The following is a 25,563-nucleotide window of genomic DNA, read 5'->3' as shown; positions in this document are numbered from 1 at the left end:
TCCGGAACCCCAATAGATATAGTGGGCAGGACGGGCTGTATGTTAAAATCTCTATCGTCTCGCTTTAAGAATGAGACAAAAAAGGATTTTCGCTACCATTCCTCATGCAAATCGTACCCCTAATCAATACCGATTTGATGTAAATATAAGAGAAAATTAAAACCACCACAACTCATCCTTGATAATCTACAGTTCAGTAAGAACTTTTTTTATTACTTCTATTTCCATTAGATATTTGCTTCATCAAAATCAAAATCATGAAACCATCAAAAGACGATTATCTAAAAATTCATCAAATAAATAAGAGGCTGTTCTTTTTTACGGTTCCTCTATTTCTATTTTCTATGGCGCTTTTTGCCCAAACAACCATTTCAGGGAATGCGGTAGATCAAAGAGGAAAACCAATCGCAGGAGTGAATATCTATATTGAAGGTACTTATGATGGTGCTACAACTAGTGACAATGGTCAGTTTTCGTTTGAAACGACTGTAACTGGAAACCAAGTTTTAATAGCTAGCTTTCTGATATATGAAACCACACGAATAGCTATTGATGCGGCTATTTTTCAAAATAAAACGATTATTTTAAAGGAAAAGAGTAATACACTTGACGCAGTAGTAATTTCGGCGGGTACTATGGAGAGTGGAGATAAAGCCCGCGTTTCGGTTTTAAAACCTTTGGATATTGTGACAACGGCAGGTTCAGCTGGGAATATAATTGCCGCATTACAAACATTGCCGGGGACACAAAGTGTAGGTGAGGATGGAAGACTCTTTGTACGTGGTGGTGAGGCTAATGAAACACAAACTTTTGTTGATGGACTTCGTGTCGCGCAGCCTTATGGTGCTAGCACGAATAATTTACCTACAAGAGGCCGGTTTTCTCCTTTTTTGTTTAGTGGAATCACTTTTTCAACTGGAGGATATTCAGCAGAATATGGCGAAGCGTTGTCTAGTGTGTTACTTTTAAATACGGAGGATGAACCAGATCAAAATAAAACAGATATTTCTTTAATGACCGTAGGTCTAGGTGTTGGGAACACACAAAAATGGGATAAAAGTTCGTTGAGTGTTAATGCTTCGTATATCAACTTAGCTCCTTATCAGGCTCTAATCCCTCAAAATGTAGCGTGGAATAGTCCGTTTCAGTCTTTGTCTGGAGAAACGGTGTATCGTTATAAATTGGATAAGGGACTACTGAAGTTGTATGCCGCTTTCGATTCTTCAAAATTTGATATTAATCAAGAAAATATAAATGCTGTAGAGAAAACTAGAGTTGATTTAAATAATAATAATTTCTATTTCAATACTTCTTATAGTGGTGATTTTGGTAACGATTGGCAAATTGTAACCGGAATGAGTTACGGGTATAGTAAAAATAAAATCGACTTAGATTTTGATAATGTGAATAATGATGAAAATGCGGCTCATTTGAAATTAAAACTAAAGAGAAACTTTTCTAACCGATTTAAATTGTCTTTTGGAGCAGATTATTTTACAACTCAATTTAATGAAAGCTTTACAGCTAATTTAGGAGCAACAGGTACCAATGGTTACAATTCTAATATTGCTGCTGCTTATACAGAAGCTGATATTTTTTTATCTAAAAAATTTGCGGCAAAAATTGGGTTTCGTGCATCGCATAATGACATGTTGGAGGAAACGAATGTTTCTCCAAGGATTTCAATGGGGTATAAAGTAGCTAAGAACAGTCAGTTCTCTTTCGCTTATGGTGATTTTATCCAAAGTCCAAATGCAGCTTATATCAAGTATTCTCAATACCATCAGTTTGAAAGTGAGAAAGCATCGCATTATATTTTGAACTACCAATATAGCAAAGATGGAAAAACGTTTCGTGCCGAAGCGTATTATAAAGACTACAGCAATTTAGTGAAATACGATAGTCCTATGGCAGAGTATAATTCAGCTTATAGTAATAACGGTTCGGCTTACGCCAAAGGGTTGGATTTATTTTGGAGAGATGGTAAAACGATTAAAAATCTGGAATACTGGATTTCCTATTCTTATATTGACACCAAACGAGATTACAAAAACTACCCAACGACTGTTACGCCAAATTTTGTATCTGACCATAGCTTGTCTGTTGTTGCTAAGTGTTTTATAACAGACTGGCGCTCCCAAGTAGGTTTTACAAATTCTTTTAGTTCCGGTCGTCCCTATAACAATCCAAATGAAACTCAATTCATGAACGGAAAAACAAAGCCCTACAATAGCCTAAGTTTTAATTGGGCGTATTTAATTAGCCAACAAAAAATTCTGTATTTCTCTGTTTCGAATGTCCTTGGAACCCAAAATATTTTCGGATATGACTATGCAAATACTGCTGACTCAAGTGGTTTTTATAAAAGAAAGGAAATTACGCCTACTGCAGACCGTTTCTTCTTTGTTGGTTTCTTTTGGACCATTAGTAAAGACAAAAAGGACAATCAGTTGAAGAATCTGTAAAGGATAGAAGTTAGAAGGGTAGTCACGCACTGAAACGAAATGAAAAATTACCATTACAGTCACTTCGAGTGTATTTATGAAGTGGAGCGGAATAAAAATGTATCGAGAAGGCGTCATTGTTTCCGATAAATGGCTCGAACTAATGATTTTTCAAAGATGCTAGACTTTACAGTTTTTGGATTAACTAACAACTCATCTGTATAAATCAACAGTTCAGTAATTATAATTTTTAAAGGGATAAAATCCATGATACTTTTGAAGTATAAATTAAAAGAGTTTCAATCATCAATAAAAAAAATCAATCTTAAAACTAGAAATCATGACTAAATTAATCACAGCGTTCGCTTTATTTGTATGTAGTTTATTAGCGGCTCAAGGCCAAGAAGCATCAGCTTCCAAAACGGGAAGTCAGTTTGACCAAGGAATGGGAAAAGCTTTCGGACTTTGGAAAGAAGGAAAAAATAGCGAAGCTTCTGATTTATTCGAAAGAATTGCAGCAGTAGAAACAACTACTTGGTTGCCTAATTACTATGTAGCATTGGTCAATACGACTTCTGCTTTTAGAACCAAAGACAAAGAAAAAATAAAAGTATTACTTTCGAAAGCACAAACTGCGTTAGATACTGAAATGGTAAAAGATCAGAATAATGCAGAACTTTACGTAATGCAAGCCATGATCAACACAGCCTGGATTGTTTATGACCCAATGACAAATGGACAAAAACTATCAGGCTCTACGATGGGATTATATGCAAAAGCCGAAGCAATTGCACCAAATAACCCGAGAGTCGTTTTTTCTAAAGCAGAGTTTGAAATAGGAAGTGCTAAGTTTTGGGGTAAGGATATTAAACCAATGTGTGCTCAAATTGATAAAGCCATTGGACTTTTTAGTACTTTTCAACCAGAAACAGCTTTTTCTCCAAGTTGGGGATTAGACAGAGCATTAGAAGCACAAAAAAATTGTCAGTAAGACAAAGGCAGTTTTGACCTTTAATACCCAATTGAAATGAACAGATTAATAAAAGAATTTCCAAGAGCGCTAATTATTTCGATAATCATATTTATCGTTTTAAACGTGATTCCTGTTCTGAACGGTGGAGTTATCACTTTTGACAATCATTTGACAGTTAATTTTTTATACACCATGCTTTATGGAATGGTTTTGTATTATGGTAATGCCATTCTCTATATGTTCCTAGATTCGTTTTTTGAAAAAGGAAGGTATAGTTTAAAAAGAGTTATTGTAGGTTTCTCAACTTCTTTCGTTCTTACTTTATTCCTGATTTTATTATTGCGAATATTTGAAGATGTAATTATCGAAGAAAGTACTTTGACGGCTTTTTTTCAAAATGAATCTGCTTCTAACTATGTAGTAGCTTCCGTAGTGACATTTGTTGTCTTAGTAGGGATTCATTCACTTTATTTCTACAAAGCCTATAATGAAAACAGGGTAAAGGAACAAAAAATCATTGCTGGAACTGCATCTGCAAAATTCGAGAGTTTAAAAAATCAAATAGATCCTCATTTTCTTTTTAATAGTTTAAATGTGTTGAGCTCTTTAATTGAAGAAAATCCTGATAATGCACAACGTTTTACCACTTCTTTGTCTAAGATTTATCGTTATGTTCTGGAGCAAAAGGATAAAGAATTAGTGTCTGTAGAAGAGGAATTAGCTTTTGCTAAAACGTATATGAATTTACTTAAAATGCGTTTTGAGGATAGTTTAAATTACGAATTAAATATAATAAATGCAGATCCAGAAGCTAAAGTAGTACCGTTGTCATTGCAGCTTTTATTAGAGAACGCTGTCAAACATAATGTTGTTAGTGCTGGGAAGCCGCTGCAAATTAGGATTTACATTGAAAATGGCTGTCTGGTGGTTCAGAATGACTATCAAAAGAAAGAAGTTTTGCAAGGTCGTCAAGGAGTGGGCTTGCAAAATATCATCAGTCGTTATGCAATTATTACGAACAGAAAAGTGATGGTTGAACAAAACGAAAAAACTTTCACTGTCAAAATTCCTATTTTAACAAAACAAATTTCAGTTATGGAAACAGCTATCGATTATAGTGAAAACAACGCTTATTATAGAGCTAAAAAACGAGTAGAAGAATTGAAAGGATTTTATGGAAACTTAATTTCGTATTGTTTTGTTATACCCTTTCTAATTTTTATAAACCTGACCTATTCACCACAATTTCAATGGTTCTGGTTTTCTGCTGCTGGTTGGGGTTTTGGATTAACCATGCATGCCTTGAAGGTTTTTGGATACAGCTCCAATTGGGAAGAACGGAAAATACAGGAAATTTTACGAAAAGAAGAGAATAATCAAACATGGAAATAGTTGTGGAAAATAAAGATAAAAACGATGATCGCTATTTAAAGGCAAAAAAGAGATTCGAAAAAGTTAAAGCGTTTTATGTGCATTTGCTTATCTATTTTAGTATAATTCTAACTATAGTTTTTATTAACTTTAAATTGACTCCTGAAGATCACTGGTTCTGGTATTCCGTAATTGGGGCAGGAATTCCACTACTGATACATGGTTTAAAAGTTTTTTTGTTTAACGCTAAATGGGAAGAGCGAAAAACAAAAGATATTTTAGAAAAAGAAGATGATAAACAAAAATAAAAATAATCATGGAAGATAAATATCAAGACGAGGAACGTTATTTTAAGGCTAAAAAGAAAGTGGAGCAGATAAAAGGCTTTTACGGAAACTTAATGTCCTATGTAGTAGTTAACTTGGGTCTTTTAGTACTTAATTTAGTCACTTCACCAAACCATTTGTGGTTTTATTGGCCTATGTTAGGCTGGGGGATAGGCGTGATTATTCACGGAATGAAAGTCTTTAATTACATGCCTTTTATAGGAAAAGACTGGGAAGAGCAAAAAATTAAAGAATTCATGGAAAAAGAAAGAGAGAATCAAAAGAGAGAAAACTGGAAATAATTTAATCTCAAACAAGATGGGACGATTTAGAAAAAGAATGTACGATAAGTATCAAGAAGAAGGGAATAGCCCTGATGAGCGTTATGATATGGCTTACAAGAGAGTAAAGAGAATTAAAGGATTCTACATCCATGCATTAGTGTATGTATTGGTTAATGCTTTTATATTAATCTCAATATTTAATCGAAGTATGATAGGGGATGTCGTTTTTTGGGAATGGCAAACTTGGAACACTGTTTTCTTTTGGGGAATAGGTTTAGTAGCGCACGGACTTTCTGTTTTTGGTAGAGATATATTTTTTGGATCCAACTGGGAAGAAAAAAAGGTTCAAGAATTTATGGATAAAGACAAGGGTAATAAATGGGAGTAGCTATTTTAGCTAATGCAAATTACAAACAATTTTCAAACCGAAAATAATTTTATATTGAAAACAATCATAATTGAAGACGAAAAACCAGCTGCAAGACTGTTGCAAAGAAAGCTCGAGAAACTAAATGTTGAAGTAGGAGTGATGCTTCATTCTGTTGAAGAATCCATAGCCTGGTTTTCTAAAAATGAACATCCGGATTTAATTTTTTTAGACATACAATTGTCGGATGGATTGTCGTTTGAAATTTTTGAAAAAGTCGAAATCAAGAGTGCTATAATTTTCACAACGGCCTATGATGAATTTGCTTTACGAGCGTTCAAATTAAACAGTGTAGATTACCTTTTAAAACCAATTGACGAAGATGATTTAGAGCAAGCTGTTTCGAAATTTAAAGAACGATTGCCTAAAAAAGAAAAGTTGCAATTGGATTTTGAAGAGATTAAAAAAATGCTTGGCAATCCTTTTGAGAAAGAATATAAAAAAAGGTTCACTGTGAAAATTGGTCAACATTTAAAAGTTATTTCGATTGAAGAAATTGAATGTTTTTTTAGCGAAAATAAAGGGACTTATATTCACACATTCGACAATAGAAATTATCTTGTTGAATCAACTTTAGAAGTTTTAGAACAAGAATTAGATGCAAAAGAGTTTTATAGAATCAACAGAAAATTTATAATTCCTATGAAAGCAATTAAAGAAATTGTGATCTATAGTAACTCTCGATTGAAAGTAATTTTGCCTTCTTATGGAGAGGATGAGGTTATTGTAAGTAGAGAAAAAGTAGCCGATTTTAAAGTATGGATTGGGTAGCGAAAAAGCATGAAAAAACTGTTTCAAAAAAGCACGTTTTTATTTCGTTTTAAATAAAGTAAAAAGCATTTTTTCGAAACAGTTTTTAGTGATTTTTGAATTCGAAATTAGTAAAATAATGATTTAATTTCTTTCTCTGTCTTCCCTAATTTTTTGTTGTAGTTTTCCCCACATTACATCTTCTTTTTCTTCTTCAAATAACAAATCGTCATCGGTAAGGTCGGCAAATTTTTGTTTTAGTTTACCTTTCATTTCATTCCAGTTTCCTTTAATTGCTTCTGAATTCGGCATAATAGTGTAGTTTAATAGTTACTAAATTATCTATTGTAAAATTGAATAAAAGTGAGAGAAAAAGTGTTGTACAATTCCTTGAAATTCTTGCGAAATTGTTTTAGGGTACAGGCTTCAGTAGTTACTTTTGTTGATTAAACTTATTAAATAAGTTAGTAGGCTTAAGTAGCTGGTAAATAGTTGTTTTGTAATGCAATATAGATTTTCTCTATGGTCATTTTTAAGCTTTTAAAAACGATTTCCTAATGCCTATTATCACAAATATAAGGAAAGAATATCCAATAAAAAAAGGAGCGATATATTCAATGTAATTCATTGCTAACATCAGCGAAATTATCAGTAATTGAAACCCTAGTCCATAAAGTGAAACGAAAGTCATAAACCAGTTTGGGAATGTTTTTACCTTGTATGCACTACTGTCCAAAGCATGAATGATCTTGTCAAAGCCCCCATAAACAACTGTGTATGTTTTGAACAAAATATCGACTGATTTTTGAGTTTCGCCGGCTAATGCCCGAGGCGATTTGTATTCGAAAATCTTGCTAGTTTTATCTCCTCCTACCGATTTATTTCTCAAAATAACATAGTAATAATTGTATAAAGTTCCTTGTAATTGAATACAAAAAAAGGCGCCTAAAGTGAGTAGAAAAGAGGTCTTAGAAACGTAACAAATAGCACTCAGAAAAAGGAAGTTTAAGATGATGTCAAAAACGCTGTCGAGGTATCTTCCGGTATAGGAAGGCGTGTTTTTTAAGCGAGCAAGTTCTCCATCGGCAGCATCGATTCCTGATTTTAAAATAATAAAAAAACCAGCTAGGTAATAGTGACTTTCTAAAATACAGTAAATCGCAATTAGCCCTGATATGCCAAAAAGAAGCGTTACATGGATAGGTGTGAATCGCGTATTTTTTAACCGATTCGCGAGCATTTTTCCAAACGGTCTTCCGTAATCTGATAGGTCAAGAAAGCTATCTTGCGCAGCAAGTTTAGACATTTTTTATAGGAACAAATAGAAATGTGACAATATAGTCAAAGGTAAATATAGTGATAAGTTGTTATTTTGACAACCTATGTAAAGTAAATGTCATCGCCGATAAAAGGAAAAAAGCATTGATTTGATGTGTTAATCCTAGCCACAATGGAACGCCATATAAAAGAGTAAAAACCCCTAAAGCAAACTGTACAAAAACGAGTATTACAAGTAGGTTTATACCGCGAGATTGTCCACGATCTAAAGTGATTTTTCGACTCTTAAAATAGAGTAAAACCATAAAACCAACCACAATATAAGCTAAGGTTCTGTGTATAAATTGCACGCCACTTTTACCTTCTGTAAAGCTTAATAACAGGTTTTTTTGTTCGAGAAAAACACTGTCATGGATGAACTGACCGTCACTCATCATTGGCCAATGATTGTGAATTAATCCTGCATTTAAACCAGCAACAAATCCTCCATATATGATTTGGATTAATAAGAATGCTAATGCGTATCTCGCAATTGTTTTTAAGGGTTGTAGACTGTTTTTTCGATTTGGATAGATTAGATCTAAGGCTACCCAAAAAGTATAAGCAAAGGTGATAAATGCAAAAGTTAGGTGTAGCGCTAGTCTGAAATGACTAACATCTGGGTTGTTTATTAAACCACTTCTTACCATAAACCATCCCAAAAAACCTTGGAAAGCACCCATTCCTAAAAGGACGATGCATTTGTTTATCGTTGCTTTATCTAGTTTCTTTTTGATTAAAAAATAAAAGAATGGAACTATAAATACCAAACCAATAATACGACCTATAAAGCGGTGAAACCATTCCCAAAAATAGATAAATTTATAGTCGGACAGTTGAAAGTCGTTGTGAATGTTGATTTTTTGATATTCGGGGAACTTCTTGTATTCGTCAAATGCTGCTTGCCATTTAGCTTCTGATAAAGGGGGAAAAGTGTCTGTAACTAAATGCCAGTCGGTCATTGATAAACCGGAATTGGTCAATCTTGTAATTCCTCCTACGGTTACCATTAAAAACAATAATACGCAACCGGATAATAACCAAGTAATAACTGATCGATTCTCTTTTTTCATTTTCGAAACTAATTTTGGCAAAGATATTTTATATTATAGTAATCTTTAACTCAACAATCGTTAAACTTTGATTAAGCCCATTTTTTGCGCTCTTTTCATCATAAAACCGTAAGCAGCATCATAATCATTTGGAATTTCACCTTCTAATATTGCTTCTTTTATAGCTTCTTTAAGCATTCCTATTTCTTTTGAAGGCTTGAGGTCGAAGATCTCCATAATCTCTTCTCCTGTTATCGGAGGTTGAAATTGTCTAACATGATCACGCTCTTCCACTTCCACAATTTTCTTTCGAACAATTTCAAAATTACTATGGTATTTCTTAAATTTGTTTGGGTTTTTAGTGGTAATGTCAGCTTCGCACAAGGTCATTAGATTCTCTACGTCTTGTCCGGCATCAAATACCAAACGGCGTACAGCAGAATCTGTAACTGTTTCTTGGGATAATACAATAGGGCGTGAACTCATCATGACCATTTTTTGAACAAATTTCATTTTTTGGTTCAACGGCATATGCAAGCGTTCAAATATTTTTTTGACCATTTTACCACCTAAAAACTCATGTCCGTGGAAAGTCCAACCTTGTTTTTTATTGAAACGTTTGGTAGGTGCTTTTCCTATATCGTGTAATAAAGCGGCCCAACGCAACCAAACATCATCTGTGTTTGGGCATATATTGTCTACAACCTCAAGTGTGTGATAAAAATTGTTCTTATGGGTTTGACCTTCAATTTCTTCTACTTGATTCAAAGCCGTCAATTCAGGTAAGATAATGTCTAAAAGTCCTGTTTTGTATAGCAGTAAAAATCCCTCTGAAGGTTTGTCTGTCGATAAAATTTTATTCAACTCGTCAACGATACGCTCTCCAGAAATAATTTTGATACGTTCTGCATTTTTTGCAATGGACTGAAACGATTTTGCTTCTATTTCAAAACCCAATTGATTAGAGAAGCGAATGGCTCGCAACATACGTAAAGGATCATCAGAGTAAGTGATGTCTGGGTCAAGAGGAGTTCTCAGTATTTTGTTTTCTAAATCGTCTAATCCTCCAAAAGGATCTGACAGCGCTCCGAAATTATTCGTATTCAACGATAATGCCAACGCATTAATAGTGAAATCACGACGATTTTGATCGTCTTCAAGCGTTCCGTTTTCGACCACAGGATTCCGACTTTCAAAATGGTACGATTCTTTTCTTGCTCCAACAAATTCAATGTCTGTATCTTCAAAACGAAGCATCGCGGTACCATAGGTTTTGAATACCTGTACTTTTGGTTGTTTTGGAAGTAGTTGAGAAACTTTTAAAGCCAATTCGATTCCGCTACCAACGGCAACAATATCGATATCTTTTTTAAAATCTCTGTTTAAGATTAAGTCTCTTACGAAACCACCAATAACGTAACTATCGACGTTTAGTTCTTGGGAAGCTTGTGAGATGACTTCGAAAATTCTATTATTTAATGCTTGTTTGTAGTTCATAGTGTTTTTTGCCACGAATTCACAAATTATTTTTTTTTAAAATGTTTTTTATGACATAAATTTATTCTTGAGTTTTATAAAACGATTCTTTTGTACTCAAGAGATTTATTATTAAAATTAGCTAAAATGGCTAATTTATTTGTTGATACTTTTAGATAGTTAATACACTGAGCTGTGTGTTTTGAATCTAGTTTTTCGCATGATTTTAATTCAAGTATAATTTTATCGAATAATACAAAATCTGCATAGAATTTATGATTTAAAACCGTGTTTTTATAATGAACAACATATTCTTTCTCTCTTTCGAAAGGTATTTTTAAATTTCGTAATTCATATTCTAACGCATCTTTATAGACTATTTCAGAAAATCCCCCACCTAGATTATTATGTACTTCAAATAGAATTCCAACGATTTGAAAGCTTTCTTCTTTATAAATAAGATCACTCATAATAATAAATTTTAAAAAAAAATTAGTGAATTCGTGGCCTTTCCTATTTTCGTATTACTTTAACCTGACTATCATTCGTTAATTTTATAATTGTTGACGGTTTTACAGCAATTTTATCGCGGTGCAAATTTACAACATAGTCCACACCTTTTATAATCTCAGGACTGATTTCTTTAAAACTTTTTGGAGTCGGTTGTCCTGAAATATTTGCTGAAGTAGAAACCAATGGCTTTTTCATCTTTTCCAGTAATTTGAAACAGAATGGTTCTTTTACGATTCGGATACCTAATGTTTTATCGGGAGCAATTAAATTAGGAGCCACATTTCTAGGGTTATCCAGAATAATAGTGGTAGGGTTTTCTGATAAATCCATGATTTGCCAAGCTACCTCAGGAATATCTTTAAAGACGTTGTACATCATTCGTTCCCCATTCATCAAAACAATCATACTTTGGGTTTCTACTCTTTTTTTGAGCTTGAAGATCTTAGCAACCGCCTCTGGGTTTGTAGCATCGCAGCCAATTCCCCATACGGTGTCTGTGGGGTAGAGGATTATTCCGCCTTCCTTTATGATTTCGTATGCTTTATGAACTTCTTCGTTAAGATTTTCCATCATTGATTTTTTTATGTTGTTCTAAGTTCTTTTTAGTTATTATTATAGTTTTATAACTATTAATCTGTTTTATATTTGAAATAGTATTGAACCTTGAAATAGGTCCTTCGGCATGAAATAAATAAAATGTTTTAAAAAAGACATTTTTCATATACTTTCAAATATTCAGCAGCTGCTACTTTCCAGTTGAAACTTGCGGCTCTTTCTTTCATTAATAATTCCATTTCGGTTTTATTATTGTAAAAATGGTTTAAGCCTTCAATTAGTGTCTCTTTCATATATTCAGGATCGAAATTATCCCAATAATAAGCATGTTTTCCACCCACTTCCGGTAATGAAGTTTTGTTAGATAAAAACACGGGTTTGCCAAAATGCATTGCCTCAATAGGGGGAAGACCAAATCCTTCACGAATTGATGGGAAGACAAAAGCATGACACTTCGATAAGTAAAATTGTTTAGCAATATCACTTACTTTACCAGTTAGAAAAACTCGATTTTGTAAGTTATTTTCTTGGATGAAGCTTGCTATCTCTATTCCATATGGCTTATTGCTATTTCCTGATAAAATCAAATTAAAATCAGTAAGATGTTCCATCATTTTTACGACAGAAAGGAAGTTTTTGCGTTCTAAAAAATCTCCAATCGAATATAAAAAAGGTTTGTCTGTAGGGATATTTGAAACAAAAGTAGAAGTATCTAAAATTGTCGAAATAGGATTTCCATTGTGAATTATATATTCAGGGATAGTTGGGACATTAAAATATTGATGTGTTTGTTTTTTTGCAAATTCGGATATGTAGGTAATAGCGGTTGCTTTTTTTAATTTTTCAATAAAAGCTAAGTTTTTTTTATGGTTCATATCCGACGAAATTTCTTCAACAAAGTTTACATCGTGGATAGTTAAAAGATATTTTGTGTCAAATCGGGGTTCTATTTTAGAGTTTTGGTTTACAGAATGCCATAAATCATACTTTTTGAATGGTCTTAAATGTTTATACCGATGTGCACCAATGTATCGATGATACTTAAACTTATCACCGAATTCAGATTTCAATTTACTAGGATTGTCAGAATTAAGGTAAAGGTTTAAATTGTCAAGAGGAAGGCTTTCTAGGCCTTTTATTAACTCGTAATTAAAAGTTCCGAGTCCACTTGTTCTATTTTTTATATTATGTGTTTCCAAAAAAACACTTTTATTTTGTGTCATTACAATAATTTTCGACGAAAATACGATATTAATTTGAAGTCTAAAATGGTATGTGTATTTTTGTTGGTTGGTAATGGTTTTGAGAGCTTGTCTCTGAAATTTGATTGCTATTTGTGAGAGCCGCTAATTTATATATGATTAATGTAGCTTTTTGAATCCATTTACAATCAAATAGAGCTTTTTTTGAAAGCATAATAAAAGCACTTAATAAAATAAAAATGACAATAAAACTAATGTTTTCTAGGACGGTTCAAAACTCTAAAGGAATCCTTTGCTTCATTAAAGAATTTAATTCTGATTTAGGAACTGTTTTTGGAAATGGAGACAGAAACATAATCAAACTATTTGATCTTGATGGGAAAATAATTAATATCAAGTCGTTTAAAATTCCAAATATTGTCAACAAAGTCGCCTACAAGTATTTTAGGAAATCTAAAGCCAAACGTTCTTTTGAATATGCTACTATTTTGTTAGAAAGAGGAATAGGAACGCCAGAACCATTGGCCTATTTCGAAAAATTCAATAGCATAGGCTTGCGCGATAGTTATTATGTTAGCGAACATTTAGAAGCCAACCTTACTTTTAGAGAATTGGTAGAAATCCCAGATTATCCAGATAATGAAAATATTTTAAGACAGTTTACAAAATTCACTTTCGATTTGCATGAAAAAGGAATTGAATTCTTAGATCATTCTCCTGGCAATACACTGATTAAGAAAGAAGAAGGCAATACCTATAGTTTTTATCTAGTCGATTTAAACCGTATGAACTTTCATGAATCTATGGACTTTGACATGAGAATGACAAATTTCAGTAGGCTTACGCCAAAGAAAGAAATGATTGCCATTATGAGTAATGAGTATGCTAAATATTATGCAGAAAGTGAAAGTGCGGTTTTTGAAAAAATGTGGCAGTTTACCGTTCAGTTTCAAGATGAATTTGCCAGAAAACGCAGGTTGAAAAAGAAATTGAAGTTTTGGAAATCTTAGTCATTTAAGCGGAGTCTTTTCAATTCCTGAAAGCGAACATAAACACTATAGGCGTTTAGGTAACAAATAACGATGCCTTTTTTGCCATCCAATATTCCCATTCTGATGACGTATTGATATAGAAATTGGTATACGGGTCTCACGTAAAAATGAAAAAAAGTAGGTTTTGTTCCTTTATTTAATTCTTCGATTGCTTTTAATTTACCGTAAACGCTCATTTTTTGTCTGTATTCGTTGTAACTGCGAAACGAATAATGAATCAGTTCATTCTTTAATTTTCCAATTTTTCCTGTAACCGTTAACTTTTCATGAACAATCTTTCCTAAATCATACTGAGCCTTTTCTTTCTTGAAAAGTCTAATTATTTTATCGGTTTGCCATCCACTAAAGTGTAATTTGATGTTTTTAAACATAAAGGTACGACAGCAATAATAGGCCGAAAAGGAGTTTTTGTCATGAATGGTTTCAATAATCTCCTCTTTTAGTTCAGCTGTAAGTCTTTCATCGGCATCCAAAAAAAGTATCCAGGAATGAGTAGCTAAACTAATGGCATAATTTCTTTGGGATGGGTAATTTTCAAAAGGATGTTGTACCACTTTTACATTCTTATGATCTGCTGCTATTGCGACGGTTTTATCCGTACTAAAGGAATCCACGACAATTATCTCATCAGCAAAATCCAGGTCGTTTAAAACGTTTTTTATATTGTGCTCCTCGTTATAGGTGATAATTAGTGCACTCAGAAATGTTTTATTGGATGATATTTCGTCTCTACTTCTATTAATTGTCATTTGATAGATTCTTTAATAGAAAAGACTTTAGTTTGTCTTTAAATAAACTAGGTTTAAATTCTTTATATAAGGTAAGAGCATCCTGTTTAAGTTGCTTCTCTGTTTTTTGCGATAGTAATTCCGGTTTATAATCATTTAAATGTACTGACATGTGATGGATGCCATCTTCTAATGTGGCCCAGATTTTCTTTTCAATCCATGGAGAAAAGATAATAAAAGAAGGTTTTCCTAGGGCTTTAGCCATATTTATGGCGCCACCGTCATTCCCTACAATTAAATCGCATTGATTCAATACGCCAATAAATGCTCTCAAATCACCACCCAATAAATCAAAATATATTTTTTCCTTGGTTGATGGTTTACAACTGTCAAAAACAGTTTTAGCATCATCGATTTGCTTTGGGAAATAATTAAAAAGAATATTCACATCTGCATTGTCTGCAATTGTATCAATAACGGATGTTATATAGTTTAATGGATATGTTTTTAGTTTTTCACTACCCAAAAGGCTAATCATGACCGTTTTTCTATCTTTTTTAAGCTTATGTTGTTCAAAAAGGGAGATAGCGTGCTCATTTTCCGCTTGAGTAACAAATAATTTGGGTAACGGATCAATCTTTACCGCTAAATCAAGGGGTTCTATAAGGGACAACCTTCTTTCAATGGCTAAGCCCAGATTAGTTTTTGGGAATTCCTCAAACGGGACATTGTCAGTATATAGAAAAGTGCGTCCTTTTTTCTTATAGGATATTTTTCTTGTGGCTCCACTCAGTAGTACAATTAACCAACTTTCCAATTTTGAATAAGCATCAATTAATAAATCGTATTTATTGGCTCTGATTTCTAGAGCTAAATTCAGTAATTCTTTTTTGCTTTTTCGATGCTTTTCTTCAAAACGAATAATCGTATCGATATTTGGATTGCCTTCTAAAACAGGAGTTGTTGATTCGTATACCAAATAATCGATTTGAGCATCAGGGTAGGCGAGTCGGAGGTTGTTGCATATAATGCTGCTCACCAATACATCCCCAATCATTTTTTGCTGTATAACTAGTATTTTCATAAGATAAAAAAACCTCCCTTTTTGAGGGAGGAATATACAATATAATATTTTATTACAAAATAAATTTAAACAGCTACGTCATATTCGCGTAAAGCGTTATTCAAAGATGTTTTTAAGTCAGTAGATGGCTTACGAGTCCCAATGATTAATGCACAAGGAACTTGAAAATCACCTGCTGCAAACTTTTTAGTATAGCTTCCTGGAATCACAACCGAACGAGCAGGAACAAAACCTTTCATTTCTACTGGCTCATCACCAGTTACATCAATAATTTTTGTAGATGCAGTCAAACATACGTTGGCACCAAGAACAGCTTCTTTCCCAACATGTACCCCTTCGACAACAATACAACGAGAACCTATAAAAGCACCGTCTTCAATAATTACTGGCGCAGCTTGTAAAGGTTCAAGAACGCCTCCAATTCCTACACCACCACTTAAATGCACATTTTTACCAATTTGAGCACAACTTCCTACTGTTGCCCAGGTGTCAACCATAGTTCCTTCGTCTACATAAGCACCAATGTTTACATAACTTGGCATCATGATTACGCCACTTGAAATGTAAGCACCATAACGAGCAGATGCTCCCGGAACGACACGAATTCCTTTGGCAGCATAATCTTTTTTCAATTCCATTTTGTCATGGTATTCAAAAATCCCTGCTTCCCATGTTTCCATTTTTTGGATTGGGAAATACATAACCACCGCTTTCTTAACCCATTCGTTTACTTGCCATGCATCACCTTTTGGTTCAGCAACACGTAATTTACCAGAGTCTAATAATTCAATTACTTCTCTAATGACTTTTGTAGTCGTTTCTTCTTGTAACAAAGCTCTGTTTTCCCAGGCTTGTTCTATAATTGTTTGCAATGAATTCATGTGTGATAATTTTTAGGCAAATATAAGTTTTTAATGCAAAAACAAAAAGTCAATTTGCTTGGAAAATGTTACAAAATTTTCAGGTTAATACTAAATGTTTGAGTCGTTTTATTACCAACTCATTATGTTGGCTTTGGTTTGATGTAACTGTATTAAATTTGTTAGCCGATGCAGTATTCATTCCAACTGTCGGTTAAACGGTATTGTAATCTAATAATGATAACAATACCTCTAAAATGATCCAAGATGAGTTGAAAGCTTCTTGGTAAAAAAGTGATAAAAAAGTAACATTTCCGTTGTTGCTGAGAATCGGAAAATTAAAATAGTTATCTTTGAAAAAAATATAAAAATGCCTAGAGTACTTGCTATAGATTACGGACAAAAACGCACCGGCATTGCGGTGACAGATGAAATGCAAATCATTGCGTCAGGACTAACTACCATTCCAAGTGCAACAGCTATTGCTTTTTTAAAGGATTATTTCTCTAAGGAAAAGGTAGAAGCAGTACTTATTGGCGAGCCCAAACAAATGAATGGGCAACCTTCAGAAAGTGCTTCTATAATTAAAGGTTTTGTGACTCATTTTACCAATCATTTTCCAGATATGAAAGTGATTAGAGTAGACGAGCGTTTTACCTCAAAAATGGCTTTTCAGTCGATGATTGATAGCGGTATGAAGAAAAAACAACGTCAGAATAAGGCGTTAATTGATGAGATTTCTGCCACAATAATGCTACAGGATTATTTGAATAGAAAAACGTTTTAAAGAGTCATCCTTAAAGGACTATAAAAGGCTAAAACGTTTTCGTAGTTTGTAACTTTTCTCTATCATTTTATGCTTTTTTTTGCAATTATATAAAGTATCTTTGCACTTTAAATTTTTTTGCTATGCCAGACACAACAATTCGTTCAAATACTGAAGTAGTTCTTATAGGTGCTGGAATTATGAGTGCCACTCTTGGATTAATTCTGAAAGAACTGCAACCAGACATAAAAATAGAGATTTTCGAAAGATTAGATAGGGCAGCTGCCGAGAGTTCTGATGCATGGAATAATGCAGGGACTGGGCATTCTGCTTTTTGTGAACTTAATTATACTCCTGAAAATGAGGATGGAACGATTGACCCGAAAAAAGCAATTAGTATTGCTGAATCTTTTGAGGTGTCTCGACAATTCTGGGCTTATTTAGTAGAAGAAAATAAAGTTCCTTCTCCTGAAAATTTTATCAAAAGTATCCCGCATCTAAGTTTTGTTTGGGGTGATAAAAACGTTGAATACCTAAAGAAAAGATTTGAAGCTTTACAAAAAAACCAACTTTTTAAGGATATGGTTTTCAGTACTGATTTATCCCAATTGAAAGAATGGATGCCTCTAGTAATGGAAGGTAGAGATGAGTCAGAAAAAGTGGCTGCTACAAACATGGCTATAGGTACTGATGTGAACTTTGGAGAATTAACCAGAAGTATTTTCAGTTATTTAGGTACTCTTGACGGAGTAACTATTCATTATCACCATGAAGTGCAGAAATTGAAACAGCGTGATGATAAGTCTTGGAGAATAAAAATTACTGATTTGGCTACAGGCCAAAAAAGAAAAGTATATACTAAATTTGTATTTATAGGTGCCGGTGGTGGATCATTGCCGTTATTAGAAAAAGCAGATGTTCCTGAAGGAGATGGTTTTGGTGGTTTTCCTGTAAGTGGACAATGGCTTAAATGTACAAACCCTGAAGTAATTGCAAAGCATGCCGCAAAAGTATACGGTAAGGCTAGTGTAGGTGCGCCACCTATGTCTGTTCCTCATATAGATTCAAGAATGATTAACGGAGAGAAACAGTTGTTGTTTGGCCCTTTTGCCGGGTTTTCAACTCGTTTTTTGAAAAATGGTTCCTATTCGGATTTACCATTATCCATAACCACAGATAATATTTTTCCAATGCTATCTGCAGGGATTAAAAACATACCGCTTACAAAATATTTGATTCAACAAGTACGTCAATCGACAGAAGACAGAATTAATGCTTTACGTGAATACGTTCCTAGCGCAAAGTCAGAGGACTGGGTGATTGAAAGAGCGGGACAACGTGTTCAAGTTATTAAAAAAGATAAAAATGAAGGTGGAATACTTGAATTTGGTACTGAGGTAATAACTACCGCTGATGGATCATTATCTGTTCTACTTGGTGCTTCGCCAGGTGCTTCTACCGCAGTTTCGATTATGATTGACTTAATAGGAAGATGTTTTAAGGAAGAGCTAGCGTCTGCTGAATGGCAAGAAAAACTTAAAAAAATGATTCCTTCCTATGGTCAGGCATTGAATGAAAATCCTGCTTTATCAGACGAAATAAGAAAAAATACCGCTGCAGTTTTAAAACTAAAAAATTAGATTTTATAAAATGAACTTCAATGAATTATTGGAGTTCATTTTCTGTTTTTATTAATACTCGGGTAGTCTTAACTATATTTTCGGATAGATTAGTTAACCATATTAACTGCTCGATTACCAATTGTGCTTCCTGCATTTTTAATTGAAATGCGTCTTCATCAATAGCATTTTCTTCTTTTAATTCTTTGGCTCTAATTTTATTTAATTCGATAAATCGTTTGCTTAAATCCTCATTAATTGTATTTGCTTTAGGCTCTATACCATCTTCTTTTAAGATAGTTATGGCATCTTTTAGGTTTTTAATAACTTTGTCTACAACAACATTAAATGCCTCTGAAGCCGCAGATGTTTTGTGGGATTGGATGTAGGTTCCAAGGGATGCTGCCGACGACAATAGGGTGTGATTCAGTACGGTCAATTTATAGACTTGTGCTAATTTGTTTTGTTTCGATTTAGGCTCTTGAAGCATTCTTTGAAAGGAGGCCATCAGATTTCCAACTTCAATAAAAGCATGTTTTCGAGCTAAACGATAGGAAGTAGGAACCTCTCCTTTTTTATTGTAAAACAAGGATATTTGCTTTAAATAATTTCTGTTTGCTTCAATTGATTTTTCTAAATACACTGGAATTTTAACAAACTCCCACGAAGGCCACAAAAAGTAATTGGCCAGAAAAGATAAAACGGCTCCAACCAAGGTATCTAAAACGCGATATTGAATTACATCTTCGATATTAGGAGTTAGAATTCCATAAATAAAAATCACATAAATGGTTACGAATGTGGCTCCAATTTTATAATTAGTTGGTGTAAATGAAAAGCCAAAAAGCATCGCAATAATCGCTAGCCCGCCAATGATTGTAGAGTCATGAACGAAGGATAATATTCCAAAAGCAATAAAGCCACCTAGAATTGTTCCGAAAATTCTTTGAAAGGTTCGTTGTTTTGTCAAGCCATATCCTTGCCTCATAATAACAACAATAGTCAATACGATCCAATAAGCATTTTGAAAGGGTAATATTTTTCCAATTATAAAGCCAATCAAAATGGTAATTGTTAACCGAAGAGAATGTCTGAAAACAGTGGAAGAGAAACTGAAATTCTCGATCAGTGTACGTATTGGATAGTATTGTGGCGTTATGAATTTTTCTAAATCTTTATCTTTTCCTTTTAAGTCTTGTGATTTAACTGCAGTTGTAAAAGCGCGCTCTAGTGTTTTGTTTATCTCGACTTGTTTCTCCGCATAATGCAACATGTTTGTTAGCATTAAAACACCTTCTGAAGCGTTGTCTTTCCCTAAATCATTTTCATAATTTGTAATTGCCAGTTCTAAGTCGTGTAAATCAGTAATAAGGTTGTGTTCAGAAATGTATTTCTCGCCGTCTTCAATGCTTTCAGATACTTTTTTGAGGCTTTTTGCAAGGTTGTAGGCAAGGTTTTGGTAGGTTTTTAAAACCCTTGGATGGGCGTCAAATTTTTGGTGTAGCTTATTGTGGTCGAATGAAGTAGCAATAGCCAACTCCATAATTTCCACTAACGAAATGAATACCAAAAGCATTTTTCGATTCTGATTAGAAGAACCGGAATCAGTTCGATTCCTGATAAGTACTTCTCTTATGTTTTCGTGAATAGTGTTTAGTTGAACCTGTAAATTCAATTGTTTTTCGGTGATTGCTTTTCGGTCTGAGTTTAATTCCCATAAGTCACCTCTTAATTTTAAATATTTCGAGGTTAATTTGATGCATTCGGCAATTTGTAATTCAGCATAACGATGTGGTCTTATGTAAAAAAATACTACAGAAATAAGTAGGTAGAATATGCCTCCCAAAAGTAGTAGTCCAGAATACTGAACTCGGTCCCAGCCTATTTGCAAATGAGCAAAAGCCAATGAGATTGTTAATAAAGCCGAAAATGAGACCATCGTTGCTCTTTGGCCATAGACTGAAATCATCGAAAGGAAAAATAATAATACAGTTAAGAAAGGATAAAATAGCCAGGAGTAGGGATAGACGAGGTTTATTAATAAATTAACTCCGGAAACGATTAAAATGGTAACAAGAATTCCGTTAATTTTATGTTTCAGATTACTTGGGATGTCACTGGGATAAACAAGAATGGCTCCCAGGGCTATAGTAAAACCAATTTGGAAATTGCCTAAGAAAGAAAATAGCAAAACGGGAATAGCCGCTGCTAATGTTATTTTTAAAGCATTTGTAAAATAAGTACTGTCTATATTCTTTTTGACTTTAGGAAACATATAATAAGTATTGCATACAAATATAAGTATTGTACGATTTATCCATAGCTGAAAAGGCTTTGATTTAAGTTTAAAGTAGAAATAAATGCTAAATATCCTTTAGGAATTATTCATTGTCTAAATTTTTACTATTTTTGCCAACCGTAATTAAGGTGTGAAAATCCTGAATTTACGGTTGCTAATACTTAAAATAACAATAATGATTTTACCAATTGTAGGATATGGGCATCCTGTTTTAAGAAAAGTAGGGGAAAATATTTCTCAGGAAGATGCTGACTTAAAAGAGACGATCGCTAATATGTATGATACGATGTACAATGCATGTGGAGTGGGACTTGCTGCACCACAAGTTGGCAAAGCACTTCGTTTGTTCATAGTTGATACAACACCTTTTAGTGATGATGAAGATTTAGAAGATTCAGAACAACAAGAATTGAAGGGGTTCAAAAGAACTTTTATCAATGCAAAAATGTTGAAAGAAGACGGTGAAGAATGGTGTTTTAATGAAGGATGCTTGAGTATTCCTGATGTTCGTGAGGATGTTTACAGAAACGAAAGAATAACTATTGAGTACTGTGAAGAGGATTTTGTAGTGAAAACAGAAGTTTTTGAAGGTTTGATAGCGAGAGTAATTCAGCATGAATACGACCATATCGAGGGAATCTTATTTACAGATAAAATTTCTTCACTTAAAAAACGTTTGATTCAAAAGAAACTAAAGAATATTACTGAAGGCAAGACATTCCAAGATTATAGAATGCGTTTTATTGCAAAAAAAGGAAGATAATACACTTCCATATGATATGTTTAGGCATGGATTTTGGTGGTTAATAAAAAATATATACAAATCGAATTCTTAATAATAATTAAAATAATATGAATTTAGAAAAAATACTAGCCATTTCTGGGAAACCAGGTTTATATGTACTTAAAGTACAAACGCGTACTGGTTTTGTTGCAGAATCATTATCGGATGGAAAGAAAATCACGGTAAATTTAAAAAGCAATGTAAGTTTATTATCTGAAATTTCAGTTTACACTTATGAAGGCGAAAAACCATTAGCAGAAATAATGGGGAAAATCGCTGCCAAAGAAAGCAATGGTCCTGCAATTTCACATAAAGAAGACAATGCTACATTAGCAGCGTACTTTAAAGAAGTATTAGCTGACTATGATGAAGAAAGAGTATATCCATCCGATATTAAAAAAATATTGAATTGGTACAATATGCTTCAAGCTAAAGGTTTGGTTGTTGATGCAGAACCAGCTGCAGCCGTTGCAGAGGATACTCCTGCTGTTGCCGAAGTAGAAGCTGCTGTTGAAAAGCCAAAAAAAGAAAAAAAAGTTAAGGAATAATACATTCTGAATTTTATAAAAAATCCTGTCTTCTCTAATTTTAGAAGACAGGATTTCTTATTTTTACGAGCCTTTATTCAATGACTAAACTGACAAGGAAAAAACAAATACTATGACTACAAGAGAAACGCAACTTAAGGCTTTTGACAGATTGTTAACTATCATGGATGAGTTGAGAGAGCAATGTCCCTGGGATAAAAAACAAACTCTTCAAACTTTACGTCATCTTACCATTGAGGAAACCTATGAACTTGGAGATGCTATTTTAGACAATGATCTAAATGAAGTAAAAAAGGAATTAGGAGACTTGATGTTGCATATTGTTTTTTATGCTAAAATTGGAAGCGAAACGAATGATTTTGATATTGCTGATGTGTGTAATGAAATTTGTGATAAGTTGATTCACCGTCATCCCCATATTTACTCGGACACTGTTGTTGCCAATGAAGAAGAAGTAAAACAAAATTGGGAAAAACTAAAACTCAAAGAAGGAAGAAGTTCAGTTCTTGAAGGTGTACCTAAAAGTTTACCTGCTTTAGTGAAGGCAAGCCGAATCCAAGATAAAGTAAAAGCTGTAGGATTTGATTGGGATGAACCACATCAAGTTTGGGACAAAGTACAGGAGGAACTGCAGGAATTGCAAGTAGAAGTAGAAGCTGGCGATCAAGATAAAATGGAATCCGAGTTTGGGGATGTTTTATTTTCGATGATAAACTACGCCCGTTTTTTAAACATAAACCCCGAAGATGCTCTGGAGCGCACCAATAAAAAATTCATTAAACGTTTTCAATATCTGGAAAGTAAAGCAGGCGAATTAGGCAAACCCTTAATGGACATGACCTTGGCTGAAATGGATGTTTTTTGGGAAGAAGCGAAGCGGCTTCCCAAAAATTAGGAATTGGAAAATCTTTGATTTTCAAATATACTAAATTGGGAAGAAGCGAAGAAATTGTAGTTCCATTTTTCTATTTATAAAAGTCAATTCAAAATACATATGTCGGAAAATAAAACCGAGTTAAAGCGCTCGTTAGGATTACTTGATGCTACCAGTTTAGTAGCTGGTTCTATGATAGGTTCAGGGATTTTTATAGTAACATCGGCAATGGCGCGTGATATCGGTTCTGCTGCTTGGTTGTTGATAATATGGGTGGTTACTGGTTTAATTACCGTGGCTGCTGCACTAAGTTATGGTGAGTTAGCCGGAATGATGCCTAATGCTGGCGGACAGTTTGTTTACATTCAGCGTGCTTACGGACGATTAGTTTCCTTTTTATATGGATGGACGGTTTTTACCGTGATTCAAACAGGAGTTATTTCTGCAATAGCAGTGACTTTTGCAAGTTATGCCGCTATATTTTTTCCGTTTTTAGATGATACTTTGTTTAAAATTAGTAGTTCTGTAACATTTACAAACAGTAAGTTACTGGCTATTTTGAGTATTATTTTGCTGACATATGTTAATACTAAAGGGGTTAAAACTGGAAAAGCGGTACAACTAATTCTAACTTCGGCTAAATTGATTGCTTTATTCGCTTTAATTATTTTAGGAATTTATGTGGGTTTAAAAACGGATGTTTTGGTGAATAACTTTACTAATATGTGGGATGCTAGTAAAACGGTACTTAATTCGGACGGAACAGTAACGGTTACAAAATTGGCAGGAACAGCAATTCTAGGAGCAGCAGCGGCGACAATAATTAATTCATTGTTTTCTAGTGACGCTTGGAATAATGTGACTTTTATTGCAGGAGAAATTAAAGAGCCTAAAAAGAATATTCCACGTAGTTTATTCCTGGGTACTTTGATTGTTACTATTATTTATGTTTTGGCAAACGTAGCTTATTTAGCGTTACTACCAATGCAAGGAGCACCAGGTGCTACAACTGTTTTTGACAGTGGAATCATGTTTGCAAGTAATGACAGAGTAGGAGCAGCGGCAGCTGGTATGATTATGGGTAATGTTAGTGTTTTTGTAATGGCTGCGCTTATTATGGTGTCTACCTTTGGGGCTAACAGCGGATTGATTCTTTCGGGAGGAAGGTTGTTTTATGCTATGGCAAAAGACGGTTTGTTTTTTAAACAAGCAACAGAATTAAATAAAAACCAAGTTCCAGCTAAGGCTTTGTGGGTACAATGTATCTGGGCTTCTGTATTAGCAGTATCAGGTAAGTTTGGCGATTTACTGACCTATGCGACTTTTGCGTCTTTACTCTTTTATATTTTAACTATTATTGGTGTATTCGTTCTTAGAAAAAAAGAACCAGATACGGAACGACCTTACAAAGCTTTTGGATATCCATTTGTACCCGCTATTTATGTAGTAGTAACTTCGGCAATATGTATTGCATTATTGGTCTACAATACTTTAAATACAGGTTTAGGACTCGGAATAGTGTTTTTAGGGATTCCTGTTTACTATTTTATGATGAATAAAAAAGAATAGTGAAGCCGCTATTCGGAGATCTTTTTTAATTTACTAATGTCAGTAATAGTAATTTTTTTACCGACTAATTTGATTAATCCCAATTTATTAAAATCAGACAGTAAACGAATACAACTTTCAGTAGCTGTCCCTATCATACTGGCTAACTCGTCTCTTGATAGTTGAATTTTTAAGGAGTCATCTTCGTTTTTTCCAAAGGTGTCGTGTAAGTGAAGCAGCGTTTCAGCTAATCGTTCTTTTACAGTTTTTTGAGCCATATTGACGGTATGACTGTCCGCTTCTTTTAAGTCACCGCATATCGTTTTCATCACATTCATTGAAAACTGATTGTTTTTATCAAAGAACCCCATGACTTCGGTTTTTGGAATAAAACACACTTCCATGTCTTCAAGCGCGACAGCACTTAAGTTAACGGGTTCGTCACTAATCATAGAACGTTGGCCTAATAATTCTCCTTTTGAAACTAGTTTGACAATATGATCTTTTCCATTGGGACTCAATTTAGTAAGTTTACAAACCCCGTCCTTAATACAGAATATTCCATTTACATTTTCTCCTTCTTCAAAAATCACTTCTCCTTTTCGGATAATGCGTGACGTTTTACAACCGGCAAGTTTTACCAGTTCATCTTTATTAAGAGCTTTCAGTGAACTGAATTCTCTAACAATACATTGTTCGCATTTTGACATT

Annotated in this window: 26 protein-coding genes; 14 read left to right on the top strand and 12 right to left on the bottom strand. The window is 33.8% G+C overall.

All coding sequences use genetic code 11. The features are described 5' to 3' along the window. The first annotated feature begins 344 nt into the window (after positions 1-344). From BLV35_RS07955 to BLV35_RS07925, 7 genes are all read left to right on the top strand, one after another. Positions 345-2,465: a TonB-dependent receptor gene (locus BLV35_RS07955; RefSeq protein WP_245712034.1), complete on the top strand. Its 2,121-nt coding sequence runs from the start codon at positions 345-347 to the stop codon at positions 2,463-2,465. A gap of 319 nt (positions 2,466-2,784) precedes the next feature. Continuing rightward, complete coding sequence (locus BLV35_RS07950; protein ID WP_091087572.1) at positions 2,785-3,435, top strand: hypothetical protein; 651 nt, start codon at positions 2,785-2,787, stop codon at positions 3,433-3,435. Positions 3,436-3,471: 36 nt separating this feature from the next. Further along, entirely contained in the window at positions 3,472-4,809 is a 1,338-nt protein-coding gene (locus tag BLV35_RS07945) for a 2TM domain-containing protein (protein ID WP_176980591.1), read from the top strand. A 2-nt stretch (positions 4,810-4,811) separates the two neighbouring features. After that, complete coding sequence (locus BLV35_RS07940; protein ID WP_245712032.1) at positions 4,812-5,096, top strand: 2TM domain-containing protein; 285 nt, start codon at positions 4,812-4,814, stop codon at positions 5,094-5,096. A gap of 8 nt (positions 5,097-5,104) precedes the next feature. Beyond that, positions 5,105-5,416 (top strand): 2TM domain-containing protein, encoded by a 312-nt coding sequence (locus tag BLV35_RS07935; protein ID WP_091087563.1) that lies wholly within the window; start codon positions 5,105-5,107, stop codon positions 5,414-5,416. A 16-nt stretch (positions 5,417-5,432) separates the two neighbouring features. Further along, positions 5,433-5,786: a 2TM domain-containing protein gene (locus BLV35_RS07930; protein ID WP_091087560.1), complete on the top strand. Its 354-nt coding sequence runs from the start codon at positions 5,433-5,435 to the stop codon at positions 5,784-5,786. A gap of 54 nt (positions 5,787-5,840) precedes the next feature. Next, a complete protein-coding gene (locus BLV35_RS07925; RefSeq protein WP_091087694.1) occupies positions 5,841-6,596 on the top strand; it encodes a LytR/AlgR family response regulator transcription factor in 756 nt (251 codons plus the stop codon). A gap of 123 nt (positions 6,597-6,719) precedes the next feature. On the opposite strand, the gene BLV35_RS07920 is transcribed toward BLV35_RS07925, so the two are convergent. From BLV35_RS07920 to BLV35_RS07890, 7 genes are all read right to left on the bottom strand, one after another. Beyond that, complete coding sequence (locus BLV35_RS07920; protein ID WP_091087556.1) at positions 6,720-6,887, bottom strand: CsbD family protein; 168 nt, start codon at positions 6,885-6,887, stop codon at positions 6,720-6,722. Positions 6,888-7,107: 220 nt separating this feature from the next. Beyond that, the gene (locus tag BLV35_RS07915; protein ID WP_091087553.1) at positions 7,108-7,881 is read right to left on the bottom strand and encodes a CDP-alcohol phosphatidyltransferase family protein; all 774 of its coding nucleotides are present in this window, start codon (positions 7,879-7,881) and stop codon (positions 7,108-7,110) included. Between the two features lie 61 nt (positions 7,882-7,942). Then, positions 7,943-8,965, bottom strand: a complete 1,023-nt coding sequence (locus BLV35_RS07910; RefSeq protein ID WP_091087549.1) for a COX15/CtaA family protein — start codon at positions 8,963-8,965, stop codon at positions 7,943-7,945. A 60-nt stretch (positions 8,966-9,025) separates the two neighbouring features. Beyond that, a complete protein-coding gene (locus tag BLV35_RS07905; protein ID WP_091087546.1) occupies positions 9,026-10,441 on the bottom strand; it encodes a CCA tRNA nucleotidyltransferase in 1,416 nt (471 codons plus the stop codon). A gap of 74 nt (positions 10,442-10,515) precedes the next feature. Further along, positions 10,516-10,890, bottom strand: a complete 375-nt coding sequence (locus tag BLV35_RS07900) for a GxxExxY protein (RefSeq protein ID WP_091087542.1) — start codon at positions 10,888-10,890, stop codon at positions 10,516-10,518. 43 nt (positions 10,891-10,933) lie between these two features. Then, a complete protein-coding gene (locus tag BLV35_RS07895) occupies positions 10,934-11,503 on the bottom strand; it encodes an L-threonylcarbamoyladenylate synthase (protein WP_091087539.1) in 570 nt (189 codons plus the stop codon). Positions 11,504-11,634: 131 nt separating this feature from the next. After that, positions 11,635-12,711, bottom strand: coding sequence for a glycosyltransferase family 4 protein (locus BLV35_RS07890; RefSeq protein ID WP_091087537.1), 1,077 nt, complete (start codon positions 12,709-12,711; stop codon positions 11,635-11,637). Positions 12,712-12,929: 218 nt separating this feature from the next. Between BLV35_RS07890 and BLV35_RS07885 the strand changes: the two genes are divergently transcribed. Then, on the top strand, positions 12,930-13,700 hold the full coding sequence (locus tag BLV35_RS07885; RefSeq protein WP_245712031.1) for a lipopolysaccharide kinase InaA family protein: 771 nt from the start codon (positions 12,930-12,932) through the stop codon (positions 13,698-13,700). On the opposite strand, the gene BLV35_RS07880 is transcribed toward BLV35_RS07885, so the two are convergent. From BLV35_RS07880 to BLV35_RS07870, 3 genes are all read right to left on the bottom strand, one after another. Then, positions 13,697-14,491 carry a glycosyltransferase family 2 protein gene (locus BLV35_RS07880; protein WP_091087534.1) on the bottom strand — a complete coding sequence of 265 codons (795 nt, stop codon included), beginning with the start codon at positions 14,489-14,491 and terminating at the stop codon, positions 13,697-13,699. The two genes, BLV35_RS07885 and BLV35_RS07880, sit on opposite strands and share 4 nt — an antisense overlap. Next, positions 14,481-15,554 (bottom strand): glycosyltransferase family 9 protein, encoded by a 1,074-nt coding sequence (locus tag BLV35_RS07875; protein WP_091087531.1) that lies wholly within the window; start codon positions 15,552-15,554, stop codon positions 14,481-14,483. The genes BLV35_RS07880 and BLV35_RS07875 overlap by 11 nt, the downstream gene beginning before the upstream one ends. 65 nt (positions 15,555-15,619) lie before the next feature. Next, on the bottom strand, positions 15,620-16,435 hold the full coding sequence (locus tag BLV35_RS07870) for a 2,3,4,5-tetrahydropyridine-2,6-dicarboxylate N-succinyltransferase (protein WP_091087528.1): 816 nt from the start codon (positions 16,433-16,435) through the stop codon (positions 15,620-15,622). A gap of 349 nt (positions 16,436-16,784) precedes the next feature. On the opposite strand from BLV35_RS07870, the gene ruvX reads away from it, so the two are divergent. Together ruvX and BLV35_RS07860 are read left to right on the top strand one after the other, a co-directional pair. Next, positions 16,785-17,201 carry a Holliday junction resolvase RuvX gene (gene ruvX / locus BLV35_RS07865; protein ID WP_091087525.1) on the top strand — a complete coding sequence of 139 codons (417 nt, stop codon included), beginning with the start codon at positions 16,785-16,787 and terminating at the stop codon, positions 17,199-17,201. 122 nt (positions 17,202-17,323) lie between these two features. Then, a complete protein-coding gene (locus BLV35_RS07860) occupies positions 17,324-18,820 on the top strand; it encodes a malate:quinone oxidoreductase (RefSeq protein WP_091087521.1) in 1,497 nt (498 codons plus the stop codon). Positions 18,821-18,845: 25 nt separating this feature from the next. Here BLV35_RS07860 and BLV35_RS07855 read toward each other — a convergent pair whose 3' ends face one another. Then, positions 18,846-21,074, bottom strand: coding sequence for an FUSC family protein (locus tag BLV35_RS07855; RefSeq protein WP_091087518.1), 2,229 nt, complete (start codon positions 21,072-21,074; stop codon positions 18,846-18,848). Positions 21,075-21,273: 199 nt separating this feature from the next. Between BLV35_RS07855 and def the strand changes: the two genes are divergently transcribed. The 4 genes from def to BLV35_RS07835 all read left to right on the top strand — a co-directional run bounded on the left by def (position 21,274) and on the right by BLV35_RS07835 (position 24,873). Then, the gene (def, locus tag BLV35_RS07850) at positions 21,274-21,861 is read left to right on the top strand and encodes a peptide deformylase (protein ID WP_091087515.1); all 588 of its coding nucleotides are present in this window, start codon (positions 21,274-21,276) and stop codon (positions 21,859-21,861) included. 89 nt (positions 21,862-21,950) lie between these two features. Continuing rightward, entirely contained in the window at positions 21,951-22,430 is a 480-nt protein-coding gene (locus BLV35_RS07845; protein ID WP_245712030.1) for a DUF5606 family protein, read from the top strand. A gap of 112 nt (positions 22,431-22,542) precedes the next feature. Further along, positions 22,543-23,325: a nucleoside triphosphate pyrophosphohydrolase gene (mazG, locus tag BLV35_RS07840; RefSeq protein WP_091087511.1), complete on the top strand. Its 783-nt coding sequence runs from the start codon at positions 22,543-22,545 to the stop codon at positions 23,323-23,325. Positions 23,326-23,424: 99 nt separating this feature from the next. Then, positions 23,425-24,873 (top strand): APC family permease, encoded by a 1,449-nt coding sequence (locus tag BLV35_RS07835; RefSeq protein ID WP_091087508.1) that lies wholly within the window; start codon positions 23,425-23,427, stop codon positions 24,871-24,873. Positions 24,874-24,881: 8 nt separating this feature from the next. On the opposite strand, the gene BLV35_RS07830 is transcribed toward BLV35_RS07835, so the two are convergent. Beyond that, complete coding sequence (locus tag BLV35_RS07830) at positions 24,882-25,562, bottom strand: Crp/Fnr family transcriptional regulator (protein WP_091087504.1); 681 nt, start codon at positions 25,560-25,562, stop codon at positions 24,882-24,884. Between the last annotated feature and the right edge of the window lies 1 nt (position 25,563).

The sequence above is a fragment of the Flavobacterium gillisiae genome (assembly GCF_900107635.1).
GTDB lineage: Bacteria > Bacteroidota > Bacteroidia > Flavobacteriales > Flavobacteriaceae > Flavobacterium > Flavobacterium gillisiae.
The sequence above is the reverse complement of the archived record's forward strand: the minus strand, read 5'-3'. Positions and strand labels throughout refer to the sequence as shown.